This window comes from Pseudomonas sp. GD03858 (genome assembly GCF_029840925.1).
In the GTDB taxonomy this organism is placed as follows: Bacteria; Pseudomonadota; Gammaproteobacteria; order Pseudomonadales; family Pseudomonadaceae; genus Aquipseudomonas.
The window spans coordinates 16,769-40,106 of the sequence record NZ_JAOCDM010000040.1 but is presented as its reverse complement, the minus strand read 5'-3'; the positions used below and the strand labels follow the sequence as shown (position 1 = coordinate 40,106).

Below are 23,338 nucleotides of genomic sequence, written 5' to 3'. Positions count from 1 at the left end.
CCAAAATGCATTGCGCAATTAAGCTACAATCCCGCCCTTGTCGTTCAGCACTGCTACAGGATCCTCCATGCCGGTCTCCTTCGTTCACCTTCGCGTGCACTCCGAATTCTCCCTGGTCGACGGCCTGGTGCGGATCAAGCCGCTGGCCAAGGCCCTGGCCGGGATGAACATGCCGGCGGTGGCGATCACCGACCAGAGCAACATGTGCTCGCTGGTGAAGTTCTACAAGACCGCCATGGGCGCCGGCATCAAGCCGATCTGCGGCGCCGATCTGTGGCTGGCCGGGGCCGATCCCGAGGCGCCGCTGTCGCGTATCTGCTTCCTGGCCATGAATCCCAAGGGTTATCGCAACCTCACCGAGCTGATTTCCCGTGGCTGGACCGACGGCCAGCGCAATGGCCTGGTCATCATCCAGCGCGACTGGATCGCCCCGGCCAGCGAGGGGCTGATCGCCCTGTCCGCAGGCAAAGAAGGCGATATCGGCGCGGCCCTGATGGCCGGACGCCAGGACGAGGCCGAGGCCCTGCTTGGGGACTGGATGGGCATGTTCCCGGATCGTTTCTACGTCGAACTGCAGCGCACCAACCGCGCCGGTGACGAAGAATACGTGCACGCCGCCGTGGCCCTGGCCGACAAGCTTGGCGCGCCGTTGGTGGCGACCAACGACGTGCGCTTCATCAAGCAGTCGGATTTCGACGCCCACGAAACCCGTGTGTGCATTGGCGAAGGCTGGACCCTCGATGACCCGCGCCGCCCGCGCGGCTACAGCGACCAGCAGTACCTCAAGTCGGCCGAAGAGATGGCCGAGCTGTTCAGCGACCTGCCCGACGCCATCGCCAACACCGTGGAGATCGCCAAGCGCTGCAACATCACCGTGCAGCTGGGCAAGTACTTCCTTCCCGATTTCCCCACGCCCAACGGCATGGGCATCGACGACTACCTGCGCCACGTCTCCCACGAAGGCCTGGAGGAGCGCCTGGCGGTGCTCTGGCCGAAAGAGACCACGCCCAATTACGAAGAGAAGCGCCAGGTCTACCTGGATCGCCTGAAGTTCGAGCTGGACATCATCATCCAGATGGGCTTCCCCGGCTACTTCCTCATCGTTATGGACTTCATCAAGTGGGCCAAGAACAACGACGTGCCGGTCGGCCCTGGCCGGGGCTCGGGTGCCGGTTCGTTGGTGGCCTACGTGCTGAAGATCACCGACCTCGATCCGCTGGCCTACGACCTGCTGTTCGAGCGCTTCCTCAACCCTGAACGTATTTCCATGCCCGACTTCGACGTCGACTTCTGCATGGATGGCCGCGACCGGGTGATCGACTACGTGGCCGAGGCCTACGGGCGCAACGCGGTGAGCCAGATCATCACCTTCGGCACCATGGCCGCCAAGGCGGTGGTGCGCGACGTGGCGCGGGTACAGGGCAAGTCCTATGGCCTGGCTGATCGCCTGTCGAAGATGATCCCGTTCGAAGTCGGCATGACCCTGGAGAAGGCCTACGAGCAGGAAGAGATCCTGCGCGACTTCCTCAAGAGTGACGAGGACGGCCGCGAGATCTGGGACATGGCCCTCAAGCTCGAAGGTGTCACTCGTGGTACCGGCAAGCACGCCGGTGGCGTGGTGATCGCGCCGACCAAGCTCACCGATTTTTCGCCGATCGCCTGTGACGAAGAGGGCGGCGGCCTGGTGACCCAGTTCGACAAGGATGACGTCGAGGCCGCGGGCCTGGTGAAGTTCGACTTCCTCGGCCTGCGTACGCTGACCATCATCAAGTGGGCGATGGAGATCATCAACCGCGAGCAGGCCAAGAAGAACCTGCCCGACGTCAACATCGACTTCATCCCGCTGGACGACCGCAAGACCTACGAGCTGCTGCAGAAAGCCGAGACCACGGCGGTGTTCCAGCTCGAATCCCGTGGCATGAAGGAGCTGATCAAGAAGCTCAAGCCCGACTGCCTGGAAGACCTCATCGCACTGGTGGCGCTGTTCCGTCCCGGCCCGCTGCAATCGGGCATGGTGGACGACTTCATCAACCGCAAGCACGGTCGCGCGGAGCTTGCCTACCCGCACTCCGACTACCAGTACGAAGGCCTCAAGCCGGTACTCGCGCCGACCTACGGCATCATCCTGTACCAGGAACAGGTGATGCAGATCGCCCAGGTGATGGCCGGCTACACCCTCGGTGGCGCCGACATGCTGCGGCGGGCCATGGGCAAGAAAAAGCCCGAGGAAATGGCCAAGCAGCGCGGTGGCTTCATCGAAGGTTGCGTGGCCAACAACATCGATGCGGACCTGGCCGGTAACATCTTCGACCTGGTAGAGAAATTCGCCGGCTACGGCTTCAACAAATCCCACTCCGCCGCCTACGGCCTGGTGTCGTACCAGACTGCCTGGCTGAAGACTCACTATCCGGCGCCGTTCATGGCCGCGGTGCTGTCGGCGGATATGCACAACACCGACAAGGTGGTGGTGCTGGTCGAGGAAGTGCGCAGCATGAAGCTGCGCCTCGATGCGCCGGACGTGAACTTCTCCGACTTCAAGTTCACCGTCAACAACGATGGCCGCATCGTCTATGGCCTGGGCGCGATCAAGGGCGTCGGCGAGGGGCCGGTCGAGGCGATCGTCGAGGCACGGGCCGAGGGCGGTCCGTTCAAGGACCTGTTCGACTTCTGCGAGCGCATCGACCTCAAGCGTGTCAACAAGCGCACCCTTGACGCGCTGATCCGCAGTGGTGCGCTGGACCGCCTGGGACCGCATTTCCATGACGAGATCAAGGCCTACCAGGCCAACATCGACATCAACCGTGCGACCTTGCTGTCGGCGCTGGGCGAGGCGGTCAAGGCTGCCGAGCAGGCCGCCCATACCGCGGACAGTGGCCATGTCGACCTGTTCGGCGGCATGTTCGACGAGGCGGATGTCGACGTCTACGCCAACCATCGCAAGGTACGCGAGCTGACGCTCAAAGAGCGCCTCAAGGGCGAAAAGGACACCCTTGGCCTGTACCTGACCGGTCACCCGATCGACGAGTACGAGACCGAGATCCGCCGCTTCGCCCGCCAGCGTATCGTCGACCTCAAGCCGGCGCGCGACACCCAGACCATCGCCGGCATGATCATTGCCCTGCGGGTGATGAAGAACAAGAAGGGTGACAAGATGGGCTTCGTCACCCTGGATGACCGGTCCGGGCGCATCGAGGCCTCGCTGTTCGCCGACGCCTTCATGGGGGCCCAGGCCCTGTTGCAGACCGACGCCATGGTGGTGGTGGAGGGGGAGGTGAGCAACGATGACTTCTCCGGCGGCCTGCGCCTGCGGGTCAAGACCGTGATGACCATGGAGGACGCCCGGACCAAGCTGGCCGAGAGCCTACGCCTGAAGCTCAGCCACGAGGCACTCAAGGGTGACCGCCTCAGCTGGCTGGGTGAGCTGATCAACCGCCATCGCGGCGGCTGCCCGATCACACTGGAGTACACCGGCAGCGACGCCAAGGCCATGCTGCAGTTCGGCGACCAGTGGTCGATCGACCCGGCCGATGGCCTGATTCAGGCACTGCGTGACCAGTTCGGGCGTGAGAACGTCTTCCTGCAATACCGTTGAAACGACGAATTTTAATCTCGACCTTTATGCGCCTGATCCCTTAAGGTAGGGCGCCAAACGGATCCACCGGCCGGCCGCCTGGCCGTAGACCCAAGACGGAAGCCTATGAACCCGAATTTCCTCGATTTCGAACAGCCGATTGCCGACCTGCAAGCCAAGATCGAAGAGCTGCGCCTGGTGGGCAACGACAACTCGCTGAACATCAGCGATGAAATTGCCCGTCTGCAGGACAAGAGCAGCACCCTGACCGAGAGCATCTTCGGCAACCTGACCAGCTGGCAGATCGCCCGTCTGGCCCGTCACCCGCGTCGCCCGTATACCCTCGACTACATCGACCACATCTTCACCGAGTTCGAAGAGCTGCATGGCGATCGTCACTTCGCCGATGACGCCGCCATCGTCGGTGGCACCGCGCGCCTGAACGACAAGCCAGTGATGGTCATCGGTCACCAGAAGGGTCGCGAAGTGCGCGAGAAGGTGCGCCGCAACTTCGGCATGCCGCGTCCTGAAGGCTACCGCAAGGCCTGCCGTCTGATGGAGATGGCCGAGCGCTTCAAGATGCCGATCCTGACCTTCATCGACACCCCGGGCGCTTACCCAGGCATCGACGCCGAGGAGCGCAACCAGAGCGAGGCCATCGCCTGGAACCTGCGCGTGATGGCGCGGCTGAAGACGCCGATCATCGCCACCGTGATCGGTGAGGGTGGTTCCGGCGGCGCCCTGGCCATCGGCGTGTGCGACCAGCTGAACATGCTGCAGTATTCCACCTACTCGGTGATTTCGCCGGAAGGCTGCGCCTCGATCCTGTGGAAGACCGCCGACCGCGCGGCCGATGCCGCCGAGGCCATGGGTGTCACCGCCGAGCGCCTGAAGAGCCTGAACATCGTCGACAAGGTCATCCCGGAGCCGCTGGGCGGCGCCCACCGTGATCCGGCGCAAATGGCCGCGAGCGTTCGCGCCGACCTGATCGAACAGCTGGACATGCTCGGCAAGCTCGACAACGACGCGCTACTCAAGCGCCGTTACGATCGCCTGATGAGCTACGGCCTCTGATGGATTCCGGGGGCCGCTTCGCGGCCCTTTCGCGACACAAGGCCGCTCCTACAGGATTGCGCAGTATTCGAAACTGGCGCCATCCTGTAGGAGCGGCCTTGTGTCGCGAAAGGGGCACAAAGCGCCCCCGGCGATCTCAAGCCCTGTGAGGCACTGATGCTCAACCTCACCCCCTGGCTCAACGCCCCCGCCTGGTACGTCGCCTTCTCCGGCGGCCTGGACTCCACCGTCCTCCTGCACCAGCTCGCCGACTACATCCGCAACCACCCCGCGCCCCCTCTGCGCGCCATCCATGTCCATCACGGCCTGCAAGCCGCCGCCGATGCTTGGCCCGACCACTGCCGAGCGGTATGCGCTGCCCTGGGTGTCGAACTCGATGTGGTCCCTGTCCAGGTCGCCCCCGGCGCCAGCCTCGAACAGGCGGCCCGCAATGCCCGCTACGGCGCCTTCGAAACACGGCTGGGCGCAGGCGAGGTGCTGTTCACCGGCCAGCACCGCAACGATCAGGCCGAAACCCTGCTATTGCGCCTGCTGCGCGGCGCCGGCCTGCGTGGACTGGCCGCCATGGCGCAACAGCGGCCGCTGGGCCAGGGCAACCTGGTGCGGCCGCTGCTGGGGTTGTCGCGCCAGCAGTTGCAGGCCTACGCCGACAGACACGGGCTGGTATGGGTCGACGACCCTTCCAACAGCGACACCACCTTCGCCCGCAACTTCCTGCGCGCAGAGGTCTTGCAAATGCTGCGCCAGCGCTGGCCCCAGGCCGAAGCCAATCTGGCGCGCAGCGCCGAACACCTGGGCGAGGCGCTGGGGCTGCTGGACGAACTGGCCGCCAGCGACCTGGCACACGCCTGCGACAACGCGCCGCTGCCTTGGTCGGGATTGGACTCTCTGAGCCTTGCGGCACTCATCGCGCTGTCGCCGGCGCGCCAGCGCAACGCCCTGCGGTTCTGGCTAGGCCAGCGTACGCGCCTGCCAGATAGCCGCCACTGGGCCGGCTGGAGCGATCTGCGCGACGCGACGGCCGATGCCTGCCCGGTCTGGCGCCTGACCGATGGCGAGCTGCACCGCAGCCACGGGCGTATCTGGTGGCTGAGTGGCGATTGGCTGGGCGCGGTGGCGGGCGAGCACCCCTGGCTCGACAGCGCGCAACCGTTGCGCCTGCCGGGCAATGGCAGTGTCCGTCTGGCGTCTGGTCTTGCGGGTAACGACCTGCATATCCGTTACCGCCAGGGCGGCGAGATCATGCAACTGCCCGGTCGCGGTCGGCGCGATCTCAAGCGCCTGCTCAACGAGCTGCAGGTCCCGCACTTCGTGCGCCCGCGCCTGCCGCTGCTGTATCACGGCGAGCAATTGCTGGCGGTGGCCAACCTGCCCGAGCTGGCGCAGGCGGATTGCCAGTTGCACTGGCAGCCGCCGACGAGCGTGCAAGGTTTGAGCTGAAGGGTACATTCGGGTAGACTACCCTCCCTTCTTGATACAGCTTCTGTGGGTTGCGCAAAAACACAGGAGTTGCCGATTACCAAGCAGTTTTTTGCTGGGCTGATTTCTTAAAATGACGAGCGAGCTCCATGCCGGGGATACCCCTGGTCTGTACAGACGCGGCAGTTTTTCGAGATGCACTGTGATTGACGCAGGTGATCGGGGGCTTCGGCCTTCCTTCGCTTTCTCCGGCGGCCCATGCCGCCTTAACGCAGACTTCTAGGGTTTTTCATGACGCGCTACATATTCGTCACGGGCGGTGTTGTTTCTTCATTGGGGAAAGGCATTGCCTCGGCTTCCCTGGCGGCCATCCTGGAAGCGCGGGGGCTCAAGGTCACCATGCTCAAGCTGGACCCGTACATCAACGTCGACCCGGGCACCATGAGCCCGTTCCAGCACGGTGAAGTGTTCGTCACCCACGACGGCGCCGAGACCGACCTCGACCTGGGCCACTACGAGCGGTTCATCCGCACCACGATGACCCAGAACAACAACTTCACCACCGGCCGCATCTACGAGCACGTGCTGCGTAAAGAACGCCGTGGTGACTACCTGGGCGCGACCATCCAGGTCATCCCGCACATCACCGACGAGATCAAGCGCCGCATCATCAAGGGCGCCGGCGATGCCGACGTCGCGCTGGTCGAGATCGGCGGCACCGTGGGCGACATCGAATCGCAGCCGTTCCTCGAGGCGATCCGCCAGCTGCGCGTCGAAGTGGGCTCCAAGCGCGCCATGCTGATGCACCTGACCCTGGTCCCGTACATCGCCACCGCCGGCGAGACCAAGACCAAGCCGACCCAGCACTCGGTCAAGGAGCTGCGCTCCATCGGCCTGCAGCCGGACGTGCTGATCTGCCGCTCCGACCACCCGGTCGACGCTTCGTCGCGTCGCAAGATCGCGCTGTTCACCAACGTCGAAGAGCGTGCGGTGATCTCGCTGGAAGACGTCGACACCATCTACAAGATTCCTGGCGTGCTGCACGCCCAGGGCCTGGACGACTTCGTCGTCGAGCGCTTCGGCCTGCAGTGCAACAGCGCCGACCTGTCCGAGTGGGACAAGGTCGTCGACGCCAAGCTCAACCCTGAGCAGGAAGTGACCATCGCCATGGTCGGCAAGTACATGGAGCTGCTGGACGCGTACAAGTCGCTGATCGAAGCGATGAGCCACGCCGGCATCACCAACCGTACCAAGGTCAACCTGCGCTACATCGACTCCGAAGACATCGAGAACCAGGGCACCAGCCTGCTCGAAGGCGCCGATGCCATCCTGGTCCCGGGCGGTTTCGGCCTGCGCGGCGTGGAAGGCAAGATCACCGCCGTGCAGTACGCCCGTGAGAACAAGGTCCCGTACCTGGGCATCTGCCTGGGCATGCAGGTGGCCGTGATCGAGTTCGCCCGTAACGTGATGGGCTGGACAGACGCCAACTCCACCGAGTTCGACCGCAACAGCGGCCACCCGGTTGTCGGCCTGATCACCGAGTGGTCCGATGCCACCGGCGCGGTCGAGACCCGTACCGAAGCCTCCGACCTGGGCGGCACCATGCGCCTGGGCGCGCAGGACTGCCAACTGATCGCCGGCTCCAAGGTTCACGACTGCTACGGCAAGGATGTGATCACCGAGCGTCACCGTCACCGCTACGAAGTCAACAACGTCCTGCTGCCGCAGCTGGTCGATGCCGGCCTGGTGGTTTCCGGTCGTTCCGAGGATGGTGCGCTGGTCGAAGTGGTCGAGTCCAAGGATCACCCGTGGTTCGTCGCCTGCCAGTTCCACCCGGAATTCACCTCGACCCCGCGTGACGGCCACCCGCTGTTCAGCGGCTTCGTCAAGGCGGCCCTGGCACAGAAGAACAAGGCCTGATCCATGACTCAGAAGATCATTCGCGTCGGTAACATCGAGATCGCCAACGACAAGCCGTTCGTCCTGTTCGGCGGCATGAACGTCCTGGAGTCCCGTGACCTGGCCCTGAAGGTCTGCGAGGAGTACGTGCGGGTGACCGAGAAGCTCGGCATCCCGTACGTGTTCAAGGCCAGCTTCGACAAGGCCAACCGTTCGTCGGTCAACTCGTACCGCGGCCCCGGCATGGAAGAAGGCCTGAAGATCTTCGAGGAGATCAAGCAGACCTTCAACGTGCCGGTGATCACCGACGTGCACGAGCCCTACCAGTGCGAGCCGGTGGCCAAGGTGTGCGACATCATCCAGCTGCCGGCCTTCCTGTCGCGCCAGACCGACCTGGTCGTGGCGATGGCCAAGACCGGTGCCGTGATCAACATCAAGAAGGCGCAGTTCCTGGCGCCCCACGAGATGAAGCACATCCTCGCCAAGTGCGTCGAGGCCGGCAACGACCAGCTCATCCTCTGTGAGCGCGGTTCGAGCTTCGGCTACAACAACCTGGTCGTGGACATGCTCGGCTTCGGCATCATGAAGCAGTTCGAGTACCCGGTGTTCTTCGACGTGACCCACTCGCTGCAGACCCCGGGTGGTCGCGCCGACTCCGCTGGCGGGCGCCGCGCCCAGGTCACCGACCTGGCCAAGGCCGGCATGAGCCAGGGCCTGGCGGGCCTGTTCCTCGAGGCCCACCCGGACCCGGACAACGCCAAGTGCGACGGTCCGTGCGCCCTGCGCCTGGACAAGCTGGAGCCGTTCCTGGCCCAGCTCAAGCAACTGGACGACCTGGTGAAAAGTTTTCCGACGGTAGAAACCGCGTAAAGCTCGTTTCTCGGGTAAAGTACCGCCCGTTCCACCCCTGACCTGTCGGTCAGGGGCTCCCTTCGCCAGGCCTGCCCGTGCCATGTCGCCTGGTGAACGGCAAGAATTCCCAAAAGCTGCGTTGTTTTCGTCAATTCTGGAGTGCTTACAACAATGGCAAAGATCGTCGACATCAAAGGTCGTGAAGTTCTCGATTCGCGTGGCAACCCCACCGTGGAAGCCGATGTCCTGCTCGACAACGGCATCATCGGCAGCGCCTGCGCGCCGTCGGGTGCTTCCACTGGCTCGCGCGAAGCGCTGGAGCTGCGTGATGGCGACAAGAGCCGTTACCTGGGCAAGGGCGTGCTGAAGGCCGTCGCCAACATCAACGGCCCGATCCGCGACCTGCTGCTGGGCAAGGACCCGGCCGACCAGAAGGCCCTGGACCGTGCCATGATCGAGCTGGACGGTACCGAGAACAAGGCCAAGCTGGGCGCCAACGCCATCCTGGCCGTGTCCCTGGCCGCCGCCAAGGCCGCTGCCCAGGACCAGGACCTGCCGCTGTACGCGCACATCGCCAACCTCAACGGCACTCCGGGCCAGTACTCCATGCCGGTGCCGATGATGAACATCATCAACGGCGGCGAGCACGCCGACAACAACGTCGACATCCAGGAGTTCATGGTGCAGCCGGTTGGCGCCAAGACCTTCTCCGACGGCCTGCGCATGGGCACCGAGATCTTCCACCACCTCAAGGCCGTGCTGAAGGCCCGTGGCCTGAACACCGCCGTCGGTGACGAAGGTGGCTTCGCCCCGAACCTGGCTTCCAACGAAGACGCCCTGGCAGCCATTGCCGAAGCCGTCGAGAAGGCCGGCTACAAGCTGGGCACCGACGTGACCCTGGCCCTGGACTGCGCGGCGTCCGAATTCTACGAAGACGGCAAGTACAACCTGTCTGGTGAAGGCAAGTCGTTCGACGCCGAAGGTTTCGCCGATTACCTCAAGGGCCTGACCGAGCGCTTCCCGATCATCTCGATCGAAGACGGCCTGGACGAGTCCGACTGGGCCGGCTGGAAGATCCTGACCGACAAGATCGGCGCCAAGGTGCAACTGGTCGGCGACGACCTGTTCGTGACCAACACCAAGATCCTCAAGGAAGGCATCGAGAAGGGCATCGGCAACTCGATCCTGATCAAGTTCAACCAGATCGGCTCGCTGACCGAGACCCTGGAAGCCATCCAGATGGCCAAGGCCGCCGGCTACACCGCGGTGATCTCGCACCGTTCCGGTGAAACCGAAGACTCGACCATCGCCCACCTGGCCGTGGGTACCGCCGCCGGCCAGATCAAGACCGGTTCGCTGTGCCGTTCCGACCGCGTCAGCAAGTACAACCAACTGCTGCGCATCGAAGAGCAGCTGGGCGCCAAGGCCGTATATCGCGGTCGTGCCGAGTTTCGCGGCTGAGCAAGAGATGGTAAAAAGGCAGCAGCCGGGGCCAGCTGAACGTTCGTACTGATCGTTCGGTTGTCTCCACGGGTTTCTGTCGACGAAGCCTGGCCTCGGCCAGGCTTCGTGCTATCGGAAGCTCGCCGCGGCGGCCTTTTTTACCCTGGATATCTTCATGCGCAGTCCCTATTGGTTGTTCCTCGTTCTGCTCCTGCTGCTCGGCGGCCTGCAATATCGCCTTTGGGTAGGTAATGGCAGCCTGGCGCAAGTGACCGAACTCAAGCAGCAGATCGCCGACCAGCATGCGGAAAACGAGCGCCTGCTGGAGCGCAATCGCGTGCTCGATGCCGAGGTCCTGGAGTTGAAGAAAGGTATGGAGACCGTGGAAGAACGGGCTCGTCATGAACTGGGAATGGTCAAGGAGGGCGAAACCCTCTACCAGCTGCCGCAGAAATGACAAACCACCTGCCGGCCTTCTGGGCCGTGATTCCCGCCGCGGGTGTTGGTGCCCGCATGGCTGCCGACCGTCCCAAGCAGTACCTGCAACTGGGCGGGCAGACGATCCTCGAGCATAGCCTCGACTGTTTCCTCGACCATCCCACGCTCAAGGGCGTGGTGGTCAGCATTGCCGAAGACGATCCGTACTGGCCTGGCCTGCGCTGCGCGAGCGATGCGCGCATCCGGCGTGCGCCCGGGGGGCGTGAACGGGCTGATTCGGTGCTCAATGCCTTGTTGTTGCTGCATGCCCAAGGGGCGTCCGACGACGACTGGGTGCTGGTGCACGATGCCGCGCGGCCGAACCTGGCGCGCAGTGATCTGGACAAGTTGCTGTCAGCCCTGGCTGAAGATTCTGTCGGTGGATTGCTCGCCGTTCCCGCCCGGGACACGCTCAAGCGTGCCGACGGCGAGGGCAGGGTGACGGCCACGGTCGATCGCAGCACCGTCTGGCAGGCCTACACCCCGCAGATGTTTCGTCTCGGCATGTTGCATCGGGCGCTGGCCGAATGCCTGGTGTCCGATGTGGCGGTCACCGACGAGTCGTCGGCCATCGAATGGGCCGGTTATGCGCCGCGCCTGGTCGAGGGGCGCGGCGACAACATCAAGGTGACCCGGCCGGAAGATCTGGAGTGGTTGCGCCAGCGTTGGGCCGGGCGCCGTTGAAATAGGCGGTGCTGATGCGGATGCGTGGGAGCGGGCTTGCCCCGCGATGGCGTCAGCCTGGCAATCAGCGTCACTTGTTATGACGCTATCGCGGGACAAGCCCGCTCCCACGCTGTTTAGAGAGTCCTGTACTCCGGCAACTGCGCCAACCCTTCCTTCAGGTAATCGACCAGTCGGCGTACCTTCGGCGACAGATGCCGCTGCTGCGGATACAACGCCCACACCGCCGTGTTCGGCGGCTGATGCCCTTCCAGCAACGACACCAGTGCCCCGCAGTGCAAATGCTCGAGCACGTAGTAGTCCGGCAGCTGGCACAACCCCATCCCTTGCAATGCCGCGTCCAGCACCGCCTGGCCACTGTTGCAGCGCCAGTTGCCCTGTACCCGCTGGCTGATCTCGCGACCCTCCTGCTGCAGCGCCCAGAGGTCGGAACTGCCGATCAGGCAGTTGTGCCGCGCCAGTTCCGACAGACTGTGCGGTCGACCATAGCGTTCCAGGTACGCCGGCGACGCGCACAGGTACATGCGCCGTGGCGCCAGGCGCGTGGCCACCAGCCGCGAGTCCTGCAGGCGTCCCAGGCGGATCGCCAGGTCCATGCCTTCATGCAGCAGATCGAGGGTACGGTTGCTCAACTCGACATCCACCCGCAATTGCGGATAAAGACCCATGAACCGCGTCACCAGCGGCACGATGAAGCGTTCGCCATAGGCCACCGCGCAGGTCATGCGCAGCAGCCCCTTGGGTTCGCTGGCGAGGTCGCCCATGGCGCGCAAGGCCTCTTCGCGACCATCTTGCAAGCGCTGGCAATGCTGCAGGAAGGTCTGCCCGGCCTCGCTCAGGGTGACTCGCCGCGTACTGCGGTACAGCAGGCGGGTCTGCAGGCGTTCTTCCAGGCGGGCGATCTGCCGGCTGATGTGCGAGGACGACACGCCCAGGCGTTCGGCGGCGGCGGTGAACTGGCCTGATTCGGCCACCGCGACGAACTCGTCGATGCCCTCCCAGCGATTGCTCATGGATTATCCCTGTTCGGCAATAATGTTTTGTGATTGGCTGGATTATTCATCAAAAGACTGTGAATTACACTGGCAGCCAGTAACCGACACCTTTTCTGGAGACCTTTGATGATCAAGTCCCGCGCCGCCGTCGCCTTCGAGGCCAAGAAACCCCTGGAAATCGTCGAGGTGGACGTTGCCATGCCCAAGGCTGGCGAAGTGCTGCTGCGTGTCGTCGCCTCGGGCGTCTGCCACACTGACGCCTACACCCTGTCCGGCGCCGACCCGGAGGGCATCTTCCCGTCGATCCTCGGCCACGAGGGCGGGGCGATCGTCGAGGCGGTGGGCGAGGGCGTGACTTCGGTCGCAGTCGGTGACCATGTGATTCCCCTGTACACCCCGGAATGTGGCAAGTGCAAATTCTGCCTGTCGGGCAAGACCAACCTCTGCCAGGCAATTCGAGCCACCCAGGGCAAGGGCCTGATGCCCGACGGCACTACCCGCTTCAGCTACAAGGGGCAGCAACTGTTCCATTACATGGGCACCTCTACGTTCTCCGAGTACACCGTGCTGCCGGAAATCTCCGTGGCCAAGATCCAGAAGCAAGCGCCACTGGAGAAGGTCTGCCTGCTCGGTTGCGGCGTGACCACCGGCATCGGTGCCGTGCTCAACACCGCCAAGGTCAAACCGGGTGACACCGTGGCCATCTTCGGCCTCGGCGGCATTGGCTTGTCGGCGGTGATCGGCGCGGTCAAGGCCAAGGCTTCGCGCATCATCGCCATCGACATCAACCCGGCCAAGTTCGAGATCGCCCGCCAGCTGGGCGCCACCGACTGCATCAATCCGAAAGACTACGACCGCCCGATCCAGGAAGTGATTGTCGATCTCACCGACGGTGGCGTCGACTTCTCCTTCGAGTGCATCGGCAACGTGCAACTGATGCGTGCGGCGCTGGAGTGTTGCCACAAGGGCTGGGGCGAGTCGGTGATCATCGGCGTGGCCGGTGCCGGCCAGGAGATCGCCACCCGTCCGTTCCAGCTGGTCACCGGGCGCGTCTGGCGCGGTTCGGCCTTCGGTGGCGTGCGTGGTCGCAGCGAGCTGCCGAGCTACGTCGAGATGTCCGAGAAGGGCGAGATCCCGCTGGACACCTTCATCACCCACACCATGGGCCTGGAGGACATCAACAAGGCCTTCGACCTGATGCACGAAGGCAAGAGCATCCGCAGCGTGATCCACTTCTGAGGGCCTCGCCATGACCCTGGAAAACCTCTCCTGCCAGAAGAGCTTCGGCGGCTGGCACAAGCGGTACCGGCACAGCTCCAAGGTGCTCGGCTGCGACATGGTGTTCGCCGTCTACCTGCCGCCCCAGGCCGAGCAGGGCGAAAAGCTGCCGGTGCTGTACTGGCTCAGCGGCCTGACCTGCACCGACGAGAACTTCATGCAGAAGGCCGGCGCCCAGCGCCTGGCCGCAGAGCTCGGGCTGATCATCGTCGCGCCGGACACCAGCCCGCGTGGCGACCAGGTGCCGGGCGACCCGGATGGCGCCTGGGACTTCGGCCTGGGCGCGGGGTTCTACCTCAATGCCACCCAGCAGCCCTGGGCCCAGCACTACCGGATGCACGACTACGTGGTTGAGGAGCTGCCGGCCCTGATCGAGGCGCACTTCCCGGCGTCGGATCAGCGCGGCATCAGCGGCCACTCCATGGGCGGGCACGGCGCGCTGGTCTGTGCTCTGCGCAATCCTGGGCGTTATCGCTCGGTGTCGGCATTCTCGCCGATCAGCAATCCGATGGATTGCCCATGGGGCGAGAAGGCGTTTTCCCGCTACCTGGGGGATGACCGTGCGCGCTGGCGGGAATGGGATGCCAGCGTGCTGCTGGCGGAGGCTGGTGAATGCCCGCCATTGCTGGTGGATCAGGGCGATCGCGATGACTTCCTCGAGAAGCAGCTCAAGCCGCAAGCGCTGGAGCAGGCGGCGCGCAAGGGGGGGCATGCGCTGACCCTGCGCCTGCAGCCGGGCTATGACCATAGCTACTACTTCATCGCCAGCTTCATCGATGAGCACCTGCGTCATCATGCGGTGGCGCTGGGCAGGGTGTGAGCTGACAGCATGGTGTTGGCTTTTTCACGGGTAAACCCGCTCCCCCAGGGTATCTGCAGCCCTCGGCTTGCAGCGTTCCTTGTGGGAGCGGGTTCACCCGCGAAGGGCTGCGCAGCAGCCCCAATACTGCATGAAAGCAGGTAGAATCACGCCCTGACTCAATCAGGGCGTTTTTCTATGCGTATTGGCCATGGCTACGATGTCCACCGTTTCTGCGACGGTGATTTCATTACCCTGGGCGGGGTGCGTATCCCCCATAAATTTGGCCTGCTGGCCCACTCCGACGGCGATGTGCTGCTGCACGCGGTAAGCGACGCGCTGTTGGGGGCCGCGGCGCTGGGCGATATCGGCAAGCATTTCCCCGACACCGATGCGCGCTACAAAGGTATCGACAGCCGCGAGTTGCTGCGCCACGTGCTGCGCATCGTCGCTGACAAGGGCTGGAAGGTCGGCAACGTCGACGCCACCATCGTCGCCCAGGCTCCGAAGATGGCCCCGCATATCGAGACCATGCGCCAGCAGATCGCCGCAGACCTGCAGGTCGAACTCGACCAGGTCAACGTCAAGGCCACCACCGAAGAAAAGCTGGGCTTCACCGGCCGCGAGGAGGGCATCGCCGTGCATGCGGTCGCCCTGCTGCTGCCAGCATGACCGAATTTGAACTGCTGGGCCCTCGGGCCTCGGGCGAAGCCTTGGGCAGCGCGGTGCTCAAGGCGGTGGCCGAAGACTTCCAGGTCGATGAAGTCCTCGATATCCCGCTGTCCGGTCAGGGCGAGCACCTGTGGTTGTGGGTCGAGAAGCGCGACCTCAACACCGAAGAGGCGGCCCGTCGCCTGGCCCGAGCCGCCGGCGTGCCGGTGCGCGCCATCAGCTATGCCGGCCTCAAGGACCGCCAGGCCTTGACCCGCCAGTGGTTCAGCCTGCACCTGCCGGGCAAGGCCGACCCCGACCTGTCCCGCGCCGAGGACGACACCCTGCGGGTGCTCAAGCAGGTGCGCCACCAGCGCAAGCTGCAGCGTGGCGCGCATTCGGCCAATGGCTTCACCTTGCGCCTGACCGCGCTGCAGGTGGACCGTCAGGCCCTCGATGCCCGCCTGGAACAACTCAAGCAGCAGGGTGTGCCCAACTACTTCGGCAGCCAGCGCTTCGGCCATGCCGGTGGCAACGTGCACGACGCCCAGGACTGGGCCGCTCGCCAGGCGCTGCCCGAGCAGCGCAATGTGCGCTCGCGGCTGCTGTCGGCCGGGCGCAGCTACCTGTTCAACCAGGTATTGGCGGCTCGGGTGACCGATGGCAGCTGGCAGCGCGCCCAGGTCGGCGACCTGCTGGCGTTCACCGACAGTCGCAGTTTCTTCCCGGCAGGGGAGGCCGAGTGCAGCGATCCACGTCTGGCCATTCTCGACCTGCACCCCACCGGTCCGCTGTGGGGCGAGGGGCAGTCGCCCTGCGCTGGCGCGACCCAGGCGCTCGAGAGTGACGTCGCCGCCCGCCATCCGGCATTGTGCCAATGGCTGGCACGAGCGGGCATGGATCACGAACGGCGCATCCTGCGGCTCCCTATCGGGCGTCTGACGTGGCATTATCCCGAGCCTGATATCCTGCAACTGGAATTCGTCCTTCCGGCCGGATGCTTCGCCACCGTGGTGGTGCGCGAACTCGTCGATCTGGTGCCGGCAGGGCAGACGGACAGCCCATGCGTATTCTGATTTCGAATGACGACGGTGTTACCGCACCTGGCATCGCCGCGCTGCATGACGCGCTGGCGGACTACGCCGAGTGCGTGGTGATTGCCCCGGATCAAGACAAGAGCGGTGCCAGCAGTTCGCTGACGCTCGACCGGCCGCTGCACCCGCAGACCCTGGCCAACGGCTTCATCAGCCTCAACGGCACGCCGACCGACTGCGTGCACCTGGGGCTGAACGGCCTGTTGCCGGAAACCCCCGACATGGTGGTGTCCGGTATCAACCTGGGCGCCAACCTGGGTGACGACGTGCTGTATTCCGGCACGGTCGCCGCGGCGCTGGAAGGGCGTTTCCTCGGTGGAACCTCGCTGGCGTTCTCGTTGCTTTCGCGCCTGCCCGACAACCTGCCGAGCGCCGCCTACATCGCCCGCCGCCTGGTCGAGGCGCAGTCGCGGCTGGAACTGCCGCCGCGCACCGTGCTCAACGTCAATATTCCCAACCTGCCGCTGGAGCACATCCGTGGCATCCAGCTTACCCGCCTGGGGCACCGGGCGCGGGCGGCGGCGCCGACCAAGGTGGTCAACCCGCGCGGCAAGGAAGGTTACTGGATCGCTGTGGCCGGAGATGCCGAAGACGGCGGACCGGGCACCGACTTCCACGCGGTGATGCAAGGCTACGTGTCGATCACGCCGTTGCAGCTGGACCGCACCTTCAACGATGCCTTCGAGCGCTTCGAGGGCTGGCTGGAGGGCGTGCTCTGATGCGCGAGCAGGACGATCTGATGCGGCGTGGGATCGGCATGACCTCCCAGCGTACCCGGGAGCGGCTGATCCAGCGCCTGTACGAAGAAGGCGTCTCGAACGCCAAGGTACTCGAGACCATTCGCCGCACCCCGCGCCATCTGTTCGTCGACGAGGCCCTGGCCCATCGCGCGTATGAGGACACGGCCCTGCCGATCGGCCATAACCAGACCATCTCCCAGCCGTTCATGGTCGCGCACATGAGCGAGTTGCTGCTCGAAGCCGGGCCGCTGGACAAGGTGCTGGAGATCGGCACCGGTTCGGGCTATCAGACGGCGATACTGGCCCAACTGGTCGAGCGGGTTTTTTCGGTGGAGCGGATCAAGGTCCTGCAGGACCGGGCCAAGGAGCGCCTGGTCGAGCTCAACCTGCGCAACGTGGTGTTCCGCTGGGGGGACGGTTGCGAAGGCTGGCCGGCGCTGGCCCCCTACAATGGCATCATCGTCACGGCCGTGGCGCCCGAGGTACCCCAGGCATTGCTCGATCAGCTGGCGCCTGGCGGGCGCATGGTGATCCCGGTCGGGCCGGCCGGGGAGGCACAGCAACTGATGCTGATCGTGCGTGAGGAGCAGGGCTTCTCGCGCCGGGTGCTCGGTACGGTGCGCTTCGTGCCGCTGCTCAACGGCCCTGTGGCCTGAGCGACGCAGGCACAATAATTTGCGCCGCCAACGAATTAGTGCGCCTGGTGTCTGTCTATCTGGCGTGGCTCCTGGCGCAGACCGGGGCATGACGGGCCCCGCAAGGTGGGTGGCTCGGTTATAATTGAAACATTGTTGCATTTTGCAGCGTCATCTATTGGCACCATGAGGGGAGCGCGGGTGGGTCACACAGTCATGCGGCAGCGCAGGGATCGGTCGGGTTTGAGGCTTCTGGTGATTGCGCTGGCCATGGGCACCCTGCTGGCCGGTTGCTCCAGTACCGGCTCGAACGGCGCGCGTGTGGTCGATCGCAACAACGCGGCGCCCAAGCGTGCGACCGTGACCTCGGGGCAGTACATCGTCAAGCCCGGCGATACGTTGTTCTCCATCGCATTCCGCTACGGCTGGGACTACAAGGAGCTGGCGGCGCGCAACAATATCGCCGCGCCCTATACCATCCGCCCGGGCCAGCCGATTCGCTTCAGCAGCGGTGCTGGTGGCAGCACCACGGTGGTCACCAGCAGCCCATCGTCGTCGAGTCGGACCACGGTCATCCGCCGTCCGGTCGCGACTACCTCGCCCCCTGCCGGCAATGGCAAAAGTGCCACAACTGCCCCTTCCACCACCTCGCAAACGGTTGCCCAGGTGCCCGCCGCAGAGCGTGCCGTGGGCGGTTGGACCTGGCCGGCGAACGGCGTGCTGATTGGAAAATTCGCTTCAAACGGTAGTTTGAATAAAGGCATTGATATCGCCGGTGATTTGGGACAGCCTGTTTTTGCTGCGTCTGATGGAGCGGTGGTCTACGCCGGCAGTGGCTTGAGGGGTTATGGCGAGCTCATCATCATCAAACACAGCGATACCTACGTCAGCGCCTACGGTCACAACCGCAGGCTCTTGGTTCGGGAGGGGCAGCAGGTCAAGGCAGGGCAGACGATCGCAGAAATGGGGTCCACGGGCACTGATCGGGTGAAGCTGCATTTCGAGATTCGCCGTCAGGGTAAACCCGTCGATCCTCTCCAGTTCCTGCCACGCCGTTGATTGTTGTCCCAGCCTGTTCCTTGGATGTAGAGGGGACAGGCTCCAGCGCTGCCATGGAAAGGTGACGCTCGAGTCTGAGTTCGAACTCAGCAAAGGACTATAACAATGGCTCTCAGTAAAGAAGTGCCGGAGTTTGACATCGACGATGATCTGCTTCTCATGGAGACAGGCATCGTATTGGAAACGGATGTGGTGTCAGACGAACCTGCTGTACCTTCGGTTCGGACCAAGTCGAAATCGGGCGCATCGCCCAAGCAGCACAAGTACATCGATTACAGCCGGGCGCTCGATGCCACCCAGCTGTATCTCAACGAAATCGGCTTCTCGCCTCTGCTGTCGCCGGAGGAGGAAGTGCATTTTGCACGCCTGTCGCAAAAAGGCGACCCTGCCGGTCGCAAGCGTATGATCGAAAGCAACCTGCGCCTGGTGGTCAAGATCGCCCGCCGTTACGTCAATCGTGGCCTGTCCCTGCTCGATCTGATCGAGGAAGGCAACCTGGGCCTGATCCGGGCGGTGGAGAAGTTCGACCCCGAGCGTGGCTTCCGCTTCTCGACCTATGCGACCTGGTGGATCCGCCAGACCATCGAGCGGGCGATCATGAATCAGACCCGCACCATCCGCCTGCCCATTCACGTGGTCAAGGAGCTCAACGTCTACCTGCGGGCTGCCCGCGAGCTGACGCAGAAGCTCGATCACGAGCCGTCACCGGAAGAAATCGCCAGCCTGCTGGAAAAGCCGGTGGCGGAGGTCAAGCGCATGCTCGGTCTCAACGAGCGCGTGTCCTCGGTGGATGTCTCGCTTGGCCCGGACTCCGACAAGACACTGCTCGACACGCTCACCGACGACCGTCCGACAGATCCCTGCGAGCTGCTGCAGGACGATGACCTGTCACAGAGCATCGATCAGTGGCTCGGCGAGCTGACCGACAAGCAACGCGAGGTGGTGGTCCGTCGCTTCGGTCTGCGTGGCCATGAGAGCAGCACCCTGGAGGACGTCGGGCTGGAAATCGGTCTGACCCGCGAGCGTGTTCGGCAGATCCAGGTCGAGGGGCTCAAGCGTCTGCGCGAGATCCTCGAAAAGAATGGCCTGTCCAGTGAGTCGCTGTTCCAGTAATCGCTACTCAGGTGAAATGCAAACGCCCCGACATCGTTCGGGGCGTTTGCATTTCACCCTGACCTGAGGCTGCTGACCTCCCCACCGCAATATTTATTTATCCACCCTCGTGGTACAGCGTGTAAGCAATTGCTTACTCGTTATGTAAGTAATCGCTGTAGGGATCAGTAAATCAATGTCGTTTTCAATGACGTACATTTCATAAGCGACTGAAAAATATGGATTTTTAATTAAAATAAAAATCTAGCACCTGAAACAAGTGGGGAGATCTACCGCTTGTTTCCCCTCGGGGAATCGCTAGTATTCGAACTGTGTCGACGGACTGACACAGGCTTTCAAGGATGACGGCCAAGGACATCGCAGGACGCGATTCATCAGGATGATGATTGGGACATACAGGGACTACGGAAAAAATGTGGGCGGGTCAAACCGCCCCTTTTTTTTGCCCGTTGAAAATGAAAAAAGGCCCTTGCGGGCCTTTTTCGTATCCGGAGGCGATCAGCGTTCCAGGTCGGCAATCTTGCCTGGCTTGCCATCCCACTCTTCGGCGTCCGGCAGGGCGTCTTTCTTCTCGGTGATGTTCGGCCAGATCTCCGCGAGCTCGGCGTTCAGCTCGATGAAGTTCTCCATGCCGGCAGGTATTTCGTCTTCCGAGAAAATGGCCTGGGCTGGGCATTCAGGTTCGCACAGCGCACAGTCGATGCACTCGTCCGGGTGAATGACCAGGAAGTTCGGGCCTTCGTAGAAGCAGTCCACCGGACAGACTTCCACGCAGTCGGTGTACTTGCATTTGATGCAGTTGTCGGTGACGACGAAGGTCATTTCTAATTCTCTCCTCAGGCGACGGCAGCTTGCCCTTCCTTCCAGGGCAGCGCGGCTCACGGTGGTGGCTGCAGGCCAGGCTAATAACCTGCAGCACTCGCAAACCGCGCCGGATTCTACCAGCTTGCGCGGTGGGCCGTTATAACAGGTTTTTCAGTTGATATAGCATTTCGATAGCTTGGCGCGGCGTCATGTCGTCCAGGTCCAGCTTGCCCAGCTTCTCGATGGCCGGGTGTGGCAGGCTGGCGAACAGGTCGCTCTGGTGCGGCACGCTTGGCTCGCCCTTGCTCTTGCTGGCAATCGGCGCTTCATGGGGCAGGCTGGCGGTTTCCAGGCGGCCCAGGTGTTCGCGGGCACGCTGGATCACCGGCGCCGGCACTCCGGCCAACTGTGCCACGGCCAGGCCGTAGCTCTGGCTGGCGGGCCCGGGCAGCACATGGTGCAGGAATACGATGCGCTCGTTGTGCTCGGTGGCGTTCAGGTGCACGTTGGCCACCAGCGGCTCGCTCTCCGGCAGCACGGTCAGCTCGAAGTAGTGGGTGGCGAACAGCGTGTAGGCACGCAGTTGGGCCAGGCGCTCGGCGGCGGCCCAGGCCAGCGACAGGCCGTCGAAGGTGCTGGTGCCGCGACCGACTTCGTCCATCAGCACCAGGCTGCGGTCGGTGGCGTTGTGCAGGATGTTCGCGGTCTCGCTCATCTCGACCATGAAGGTCGAGCGCCCGCCCGCCAGGTCGTCGCTGGAGCCGATACGGGTGAAGATGCGGTCCACCAGCGACAGCTCGCAGCGGGCGGCCGGCACGAAGCTGCCGATATGCGCCATCAGCACGATCAGCGCGGTCTGGCGCATGTAGGTGGACTTACCGCCCATGTTCGGGCCGGTGATGATCAGCATGCGCGTGCTGCCGTCCAGGCCCAGGTCGTTGGCCACGAACGGCGTGGTCAGTACTTGCTCGACCACCGGGTGACGGCCCTGGTCGATGCGCAGGCAAGGTTCGTCGACGAAGCTTGGGCAGTTCAGGTCCAGGTTCAGCGCGCGCTCGGCCAGGTTGCTCAGCACGTCCAGCTCGGCCAGGGCGGCGGCGCTGTCCTGCAGCGGCGCCAGGTGGCCGATCAGGGTCTCGAGCAGGGCGTCGTAGAGCATCTTCTCGCGGCTCAGGGCGCGGCTCTTGGCCGATAGGGCCTTGTCCTCGAATGCCTTGAGCTCGGGGGTGATGAAGCGCTCGGCGCCCTTGAGGGTCTGGCGCCGGATGTAGTCGCCCGGCGCCTGTTCGGCCTGCTTGGTCGGCAGTTCGATGTAGTAGCCGTGCACACGGTTGTAGCCGACCTTGAGGTTGGCAAGGCCCGTGCGGGCCTTCTCGCGGGCTTCCAGGTCGATGAGGAACTGGCCGGCGTTCTCGCTCATGGCCAGCAGCTCGTCGAGCTCGCTGTCGTAGCCGGTCTTGAGCACGCCGCCGTCGCGGATCACCGCTGGCGGGTTGTCGATGATCGCCCGCTCCAGCAGCCCGGCCAATTCAGGGTAGGTGCCGGTGATGGCGGCCAGGCGGGCCAGGTGCGGGGCTTCCAGTTCGGCCATGGCGTTCTGCAGCTCGGGCAGGGCGCCGAGGGCGTCGCGCAGGCGCGCCAGATCACGGGGACGGGCGTTGCGCAGGCCGATGCGCGCGAGAATGCGCTCGATGTCGCCAATTTCCTTGAGCTGCGGTTGCAGCTTCTCGAAGCGGTAGCCGTCGAGCAGGCAGCGGATCGAGTCCTGGCGCGCCTTCAGCACTTTCAGGTCGCGCAATGGACGGTTCAGCCAGCGGGTCAGCAGGCGGCTGGCCATGGCGGTCTGGCAGCGGTCGATGACCGACTGCAGGGTATTGTCGCGCCCGCCGGCCAGGTTGATGTCCAGCTCCAGGTTGCGGCGGCTGGCGGCATCGAGGATGACCGTGTCGTCCAGGCGCTCGTGGCGCAGGCTGCGCAGGTGGGGCAGGGCGGTGCGCTGGGTTTCCTTGGCATAGCCCAGCAGGCAGCCCGCGGCGCCGATGGCCAGGGTCAGCTTGTCGCAGCCGAAGCCCTTGAGGTCCTGGGTGGCGAACTGCTGACACAGGCTCTTGCGCGCCGAATCGCGGTCGAAGTCCCATGGCGCGCGACGGCGCGCGCCCGGGCGTTTCTCCGCCGGCAGGCCCTGCGGCCAGTCGTCGGGGATCAGCAGTTCCACCGGGTTGATGCGCTCGAGCTCGGCCAGCAGGTTCTCCCAGCCCTTGATCTCCTGCACCGTGAAGTTGCCGCTGGTGATGTCCAGCACAGCCAGGCCGAACAGGCGCTCGTCGCCCAGCAGGGCGGCGATCAGGTTGTCGCGGCGCTCGTCGAGCAGCGCCTCGTCACTGATCGTGCCGGGGGTGATGATGCGCACCACCTGGCGCTCCACCGGGCCCTTGCTGGTGGCCGGGTCGCCGATCTGCTCGCAGATCACCACCGACTCGCCGAGCTTGACCAGCTTGGCCAGGTAGCCCTCGAGCGAATGGAATGGAATCCCGCACATGGGGATCGACTGGCCGGCCGACTGCCCGCGGGCGGTCAGGGTGATATCCAGCAGTTTCGCGGCCTTCTTCGCGTCTTCGTAGAAGATCTCGTAGAAGTCGCCCATGCGGTAGAACATCAGCTGGTCCGGATGCTGGTTCTTCAGCTTCCAGTACTGCTGCATCATTGGGGTGTGTGCGGAGAAGTCAGAAATTGCTTTATTCATCAAGTGGT

At 64.0% G+C, this 23,338-nt stretch carries 19 protein-coding genes; 16 read left to right on the top strand and 3 right to left on the bottom strand.

Going from position 1 to position 23,338, the window contains the following annotated elements; genetic code table 11:
• Positions 1-67 precede the first annotated feature (67 nt).
• The 8 genes from dnaE (at position 68) to ispD (ending at position 11,419) form a co-directional block, all read left to right on the top strand.
• Positions 68-3,592 (top strand): DNA polymerase III subunit alpha, encoded by a 3,525-nt coding sequence (gene dnaE / locus N5D48_RS12935; protein ID WP_279884743.1) that lies wholly within the window; start codon positions 68-70, stop codon positions 3,590-3,592.
• A gap of 105 nt (positions 3,593-3,697) precedes the next feature.
• Complete coding sequence (locus N5D48_RS12930) at positions 3,698-4,645, top strand: acetyl-CoA carboxylase carboxyltransferase subunit alpha (protein WP_279884742.1); 948 nt, start codon at positions 3,698-3,700, stop codon at positions 4,643-4,645.
• Positions 4,646-4,801: 156 nt separating this feature from the next.
• Positions 4,802-6,085, top strand: coding sequence for a tRNA lysidine(34) synthetase TilS (gene tilS, locus N5D48_RS12925; RefSeq protein ID WP_279884740.1), 1,284 nt, complete (start codon positions 4,802-4,804; stop codon positions 6,083-6,085).
• 270 nt (positions 6,086-6,355) lie between these two features.
• A complete protein-coding gene (locus N5D48_RS12920) occupies positions 6,356-7,984 on the top strand; it encodes a CTP synthase (protein WP_279884737.1) in 1,629 nt (542 codons plus the stop codon).
• Positions 7,985-7,987: 3 nt separating this feature from the next.
• Entirely contained in the window at positions 7,988-8,833 is an 846-nt protein-coding gene (gene kdsA / locus N5D48_RS12915; RefSeq protein ID WP_028690660.1) for a 3-deoxy-8-phosphooctulonate synthase, read from the top strand.
• A 153-nt stretch (positions 8,834-8,986) separates the two neighbouring features.
• Positions 8,987-10,276, top strand: a complete 1,290-nt coding sequence (gene eno, locus N5D48_RS12910; RefSeq protein WP_279884732.1) for a phosphopyruvate hydratase — start codon at positions 8,987-8,989, stop codon at positions 10,274-10,276.
• 157 nt (positions 10,277-10,433) lie between these two features.
• Positions 10,434-10,715: a cell division protein FtsB gene (ftsB, locus tag N5D48_RS12905; protein WP_011535259.1), complete on the top strand. Its 282-nt coding sequence runs from the start codon at positions 10,434-10,436 to the stop codon at positions 10,713-10,715.
• Entirely contained in the window at positions 10,712-11,419 is a 708-nt protein-coding gene (ispD, locus tag N5D48_RS12900; protein WP_279884729.1) for a 2-C-methyl-D-erythritol 4-phosphate cytidylyltransferase, read from the top strand. The genes ftsB and ispD overlap by 4 nt, the downstream gene beginning before the upstream one ends.
• A gap of 116 nt (positions 11,420-11,535) precedes the next feature.
• Here ispD and N5D48_RS12895 read toward each other — a convergent pair whose 3' ends face one another.
• Positions 11,536-12,432 (bottom strand): LysR substrate-binding domain-containing protein, encoded by an 897-nt coding sequence (locus N5D48_RS12895; RefSeq protein WP_279884727.1) that lies wholly within the window; start codon positions 12,430-12,432, stop codon positions 11,536-11,538.
• Between the two features lie 108 nt (positions 12,433-12,540).
• Here N5D48_RS12895 and N5D48_RS12890 point away from each other — a divergent pair, with 108 nt between their 5' ends.
• The 8 genes from N5D48_RS12890 to rpoS all read left to right on the top strand — a co-directional run bounded on the left by N5D48_RS12890 (position 12,541) and on the right by rpoS (position 19,783).
• Positions 12,541-13,653 (top strand): S-(hydroxymethyl)glutathione dehydrogenase/class III alcohol dehydrogenase, encoded by a 1,113-nt coding sequence (locus N5D48_RS12890; protein ID WP_279884724.1) that lies wholly within the window; start codon positions 12,541-12,543, stop codon positions 13,651-13,653.
• Between the two features lie 10 nt (positions 13,654-13,663).
• A complete protein-coding gene (fghA, locus tag N5D48_RS12885; protein WP_279884722.1) occupies positions 13,664-14,512 on the top strand; it encodes an S-formylglutathione hydrolase in 849 nt (282 codons plus the stop codon).
• A gap of 177 nt (positions 14,513-14,689) precedes the next feature.
• Positions 14,690-15,163 (top strand): 2-C-methyl-D-erythritol 2,4-cyclodiphosphate synthase, encoded by a 474-nt coding sequence (gene ispF, locus N5D48_RS12880; protein WP_279884719.1) that lies wholly within the window; start codon positions 14,690-14,692, stop codon positions 15,161-15,163.
• Positions 15,160-16,218, top strand: coding sequence for a tRNA pseudouridine(13) synthase TruD (gene truD / locus N5D48_RS12875; RefSeq protein ID WP_279884716.1), 1,059 nt, complete (start codon positions 15,160-15,162; stop codon positions 16,216-16,218). The genes ispF and truD overlap by 4 nt, the downstream gene beginning before the upstream one ends.
• Complete coding sequence (gene surE / locus N5D48_RS12870) at positions 16,206-16,955, top strand: 5'/3'-nucleotidase SurE (protein WP_279884714.1); 750 nt, start codon at positions 16,206-16,208, stop codon at positions 16,953-16,955. The genes truD and surE overlap by 13 nt, the downstream gene beginning before the upstream one ends.
• A 38-nt stretch (positions 16,956-16,993) precedes the next feature.
• Positions 16,994-17,632, top strand: coding sequence for a protein-L-isoaspartate(D-aspartate) O-methyltransferase (locus tag N5D48_RS12865; protein WP_279884747.1), 639 nt, complete (start codon positions 16,994-16,996; stop codon positions 17,630-17,632).
• Between the two features lie 180 nt (positions 17,633-17,812).
• Positions 17,813-18,670, top strand: a complete 858-nt coding sequence (locus N5D48_RS12860) for a peptidoglycan DD-metalloendopeptidase family protein (RefSeq protein ID WP_279884711.1) — start codon at positions 17,813-17,815, stop codon at positions 18,668-18,670.
• Between the two features lie 105 nt (positions 18,671-18,775).
• Positions 18,776-19,783, top strand: coding sequence for an RNA polymerase sigma factor RpoS (rpoS, locus tag N5D48_RS12855; RefSeq protein WP_279884708.1), 1,008 nt, complete (start codon positions 18,776-18,778; stop codon positions 19,781-19,783).
• A 498-nt stretch (positions 19,784-20,281) separates the two neighbouring features.
• Here rpoS and fdxA read toward each other — a convergent pair whose 3' ends face one another.
• Both fdxA and mutS read right to left on the bottom strand, forming a co-directional pair.
• Positions 20,282-20,605: a ferredoxin FdxA gene (gene fdxA / locus N5D48_RS12850; protein WP_279884706.1), complete on the bottom strand. Its 324-nt coding sequence runs from the start codon at positions 20,603-20,605 to the stop codon at positions 20,282-20,284.
• Positions 20,606-20,744: 139 nt separating this feature from the next.
• The gene (mutS, locus tag N5D48_RS12845; RefSeq protein WP_279884745.1) at positions 20,745-23,318 is read right to left on the bottom strand and encodes a DNA mismatch repair protein MutS; all 2,574 of its coding nucleotides are present in this window, start codon (positions 23,316-23,318) and stop codon (positions 20,745-20,747) included.
• Positions 23,319-23,338: the final 20 nt, after the last annotated feature.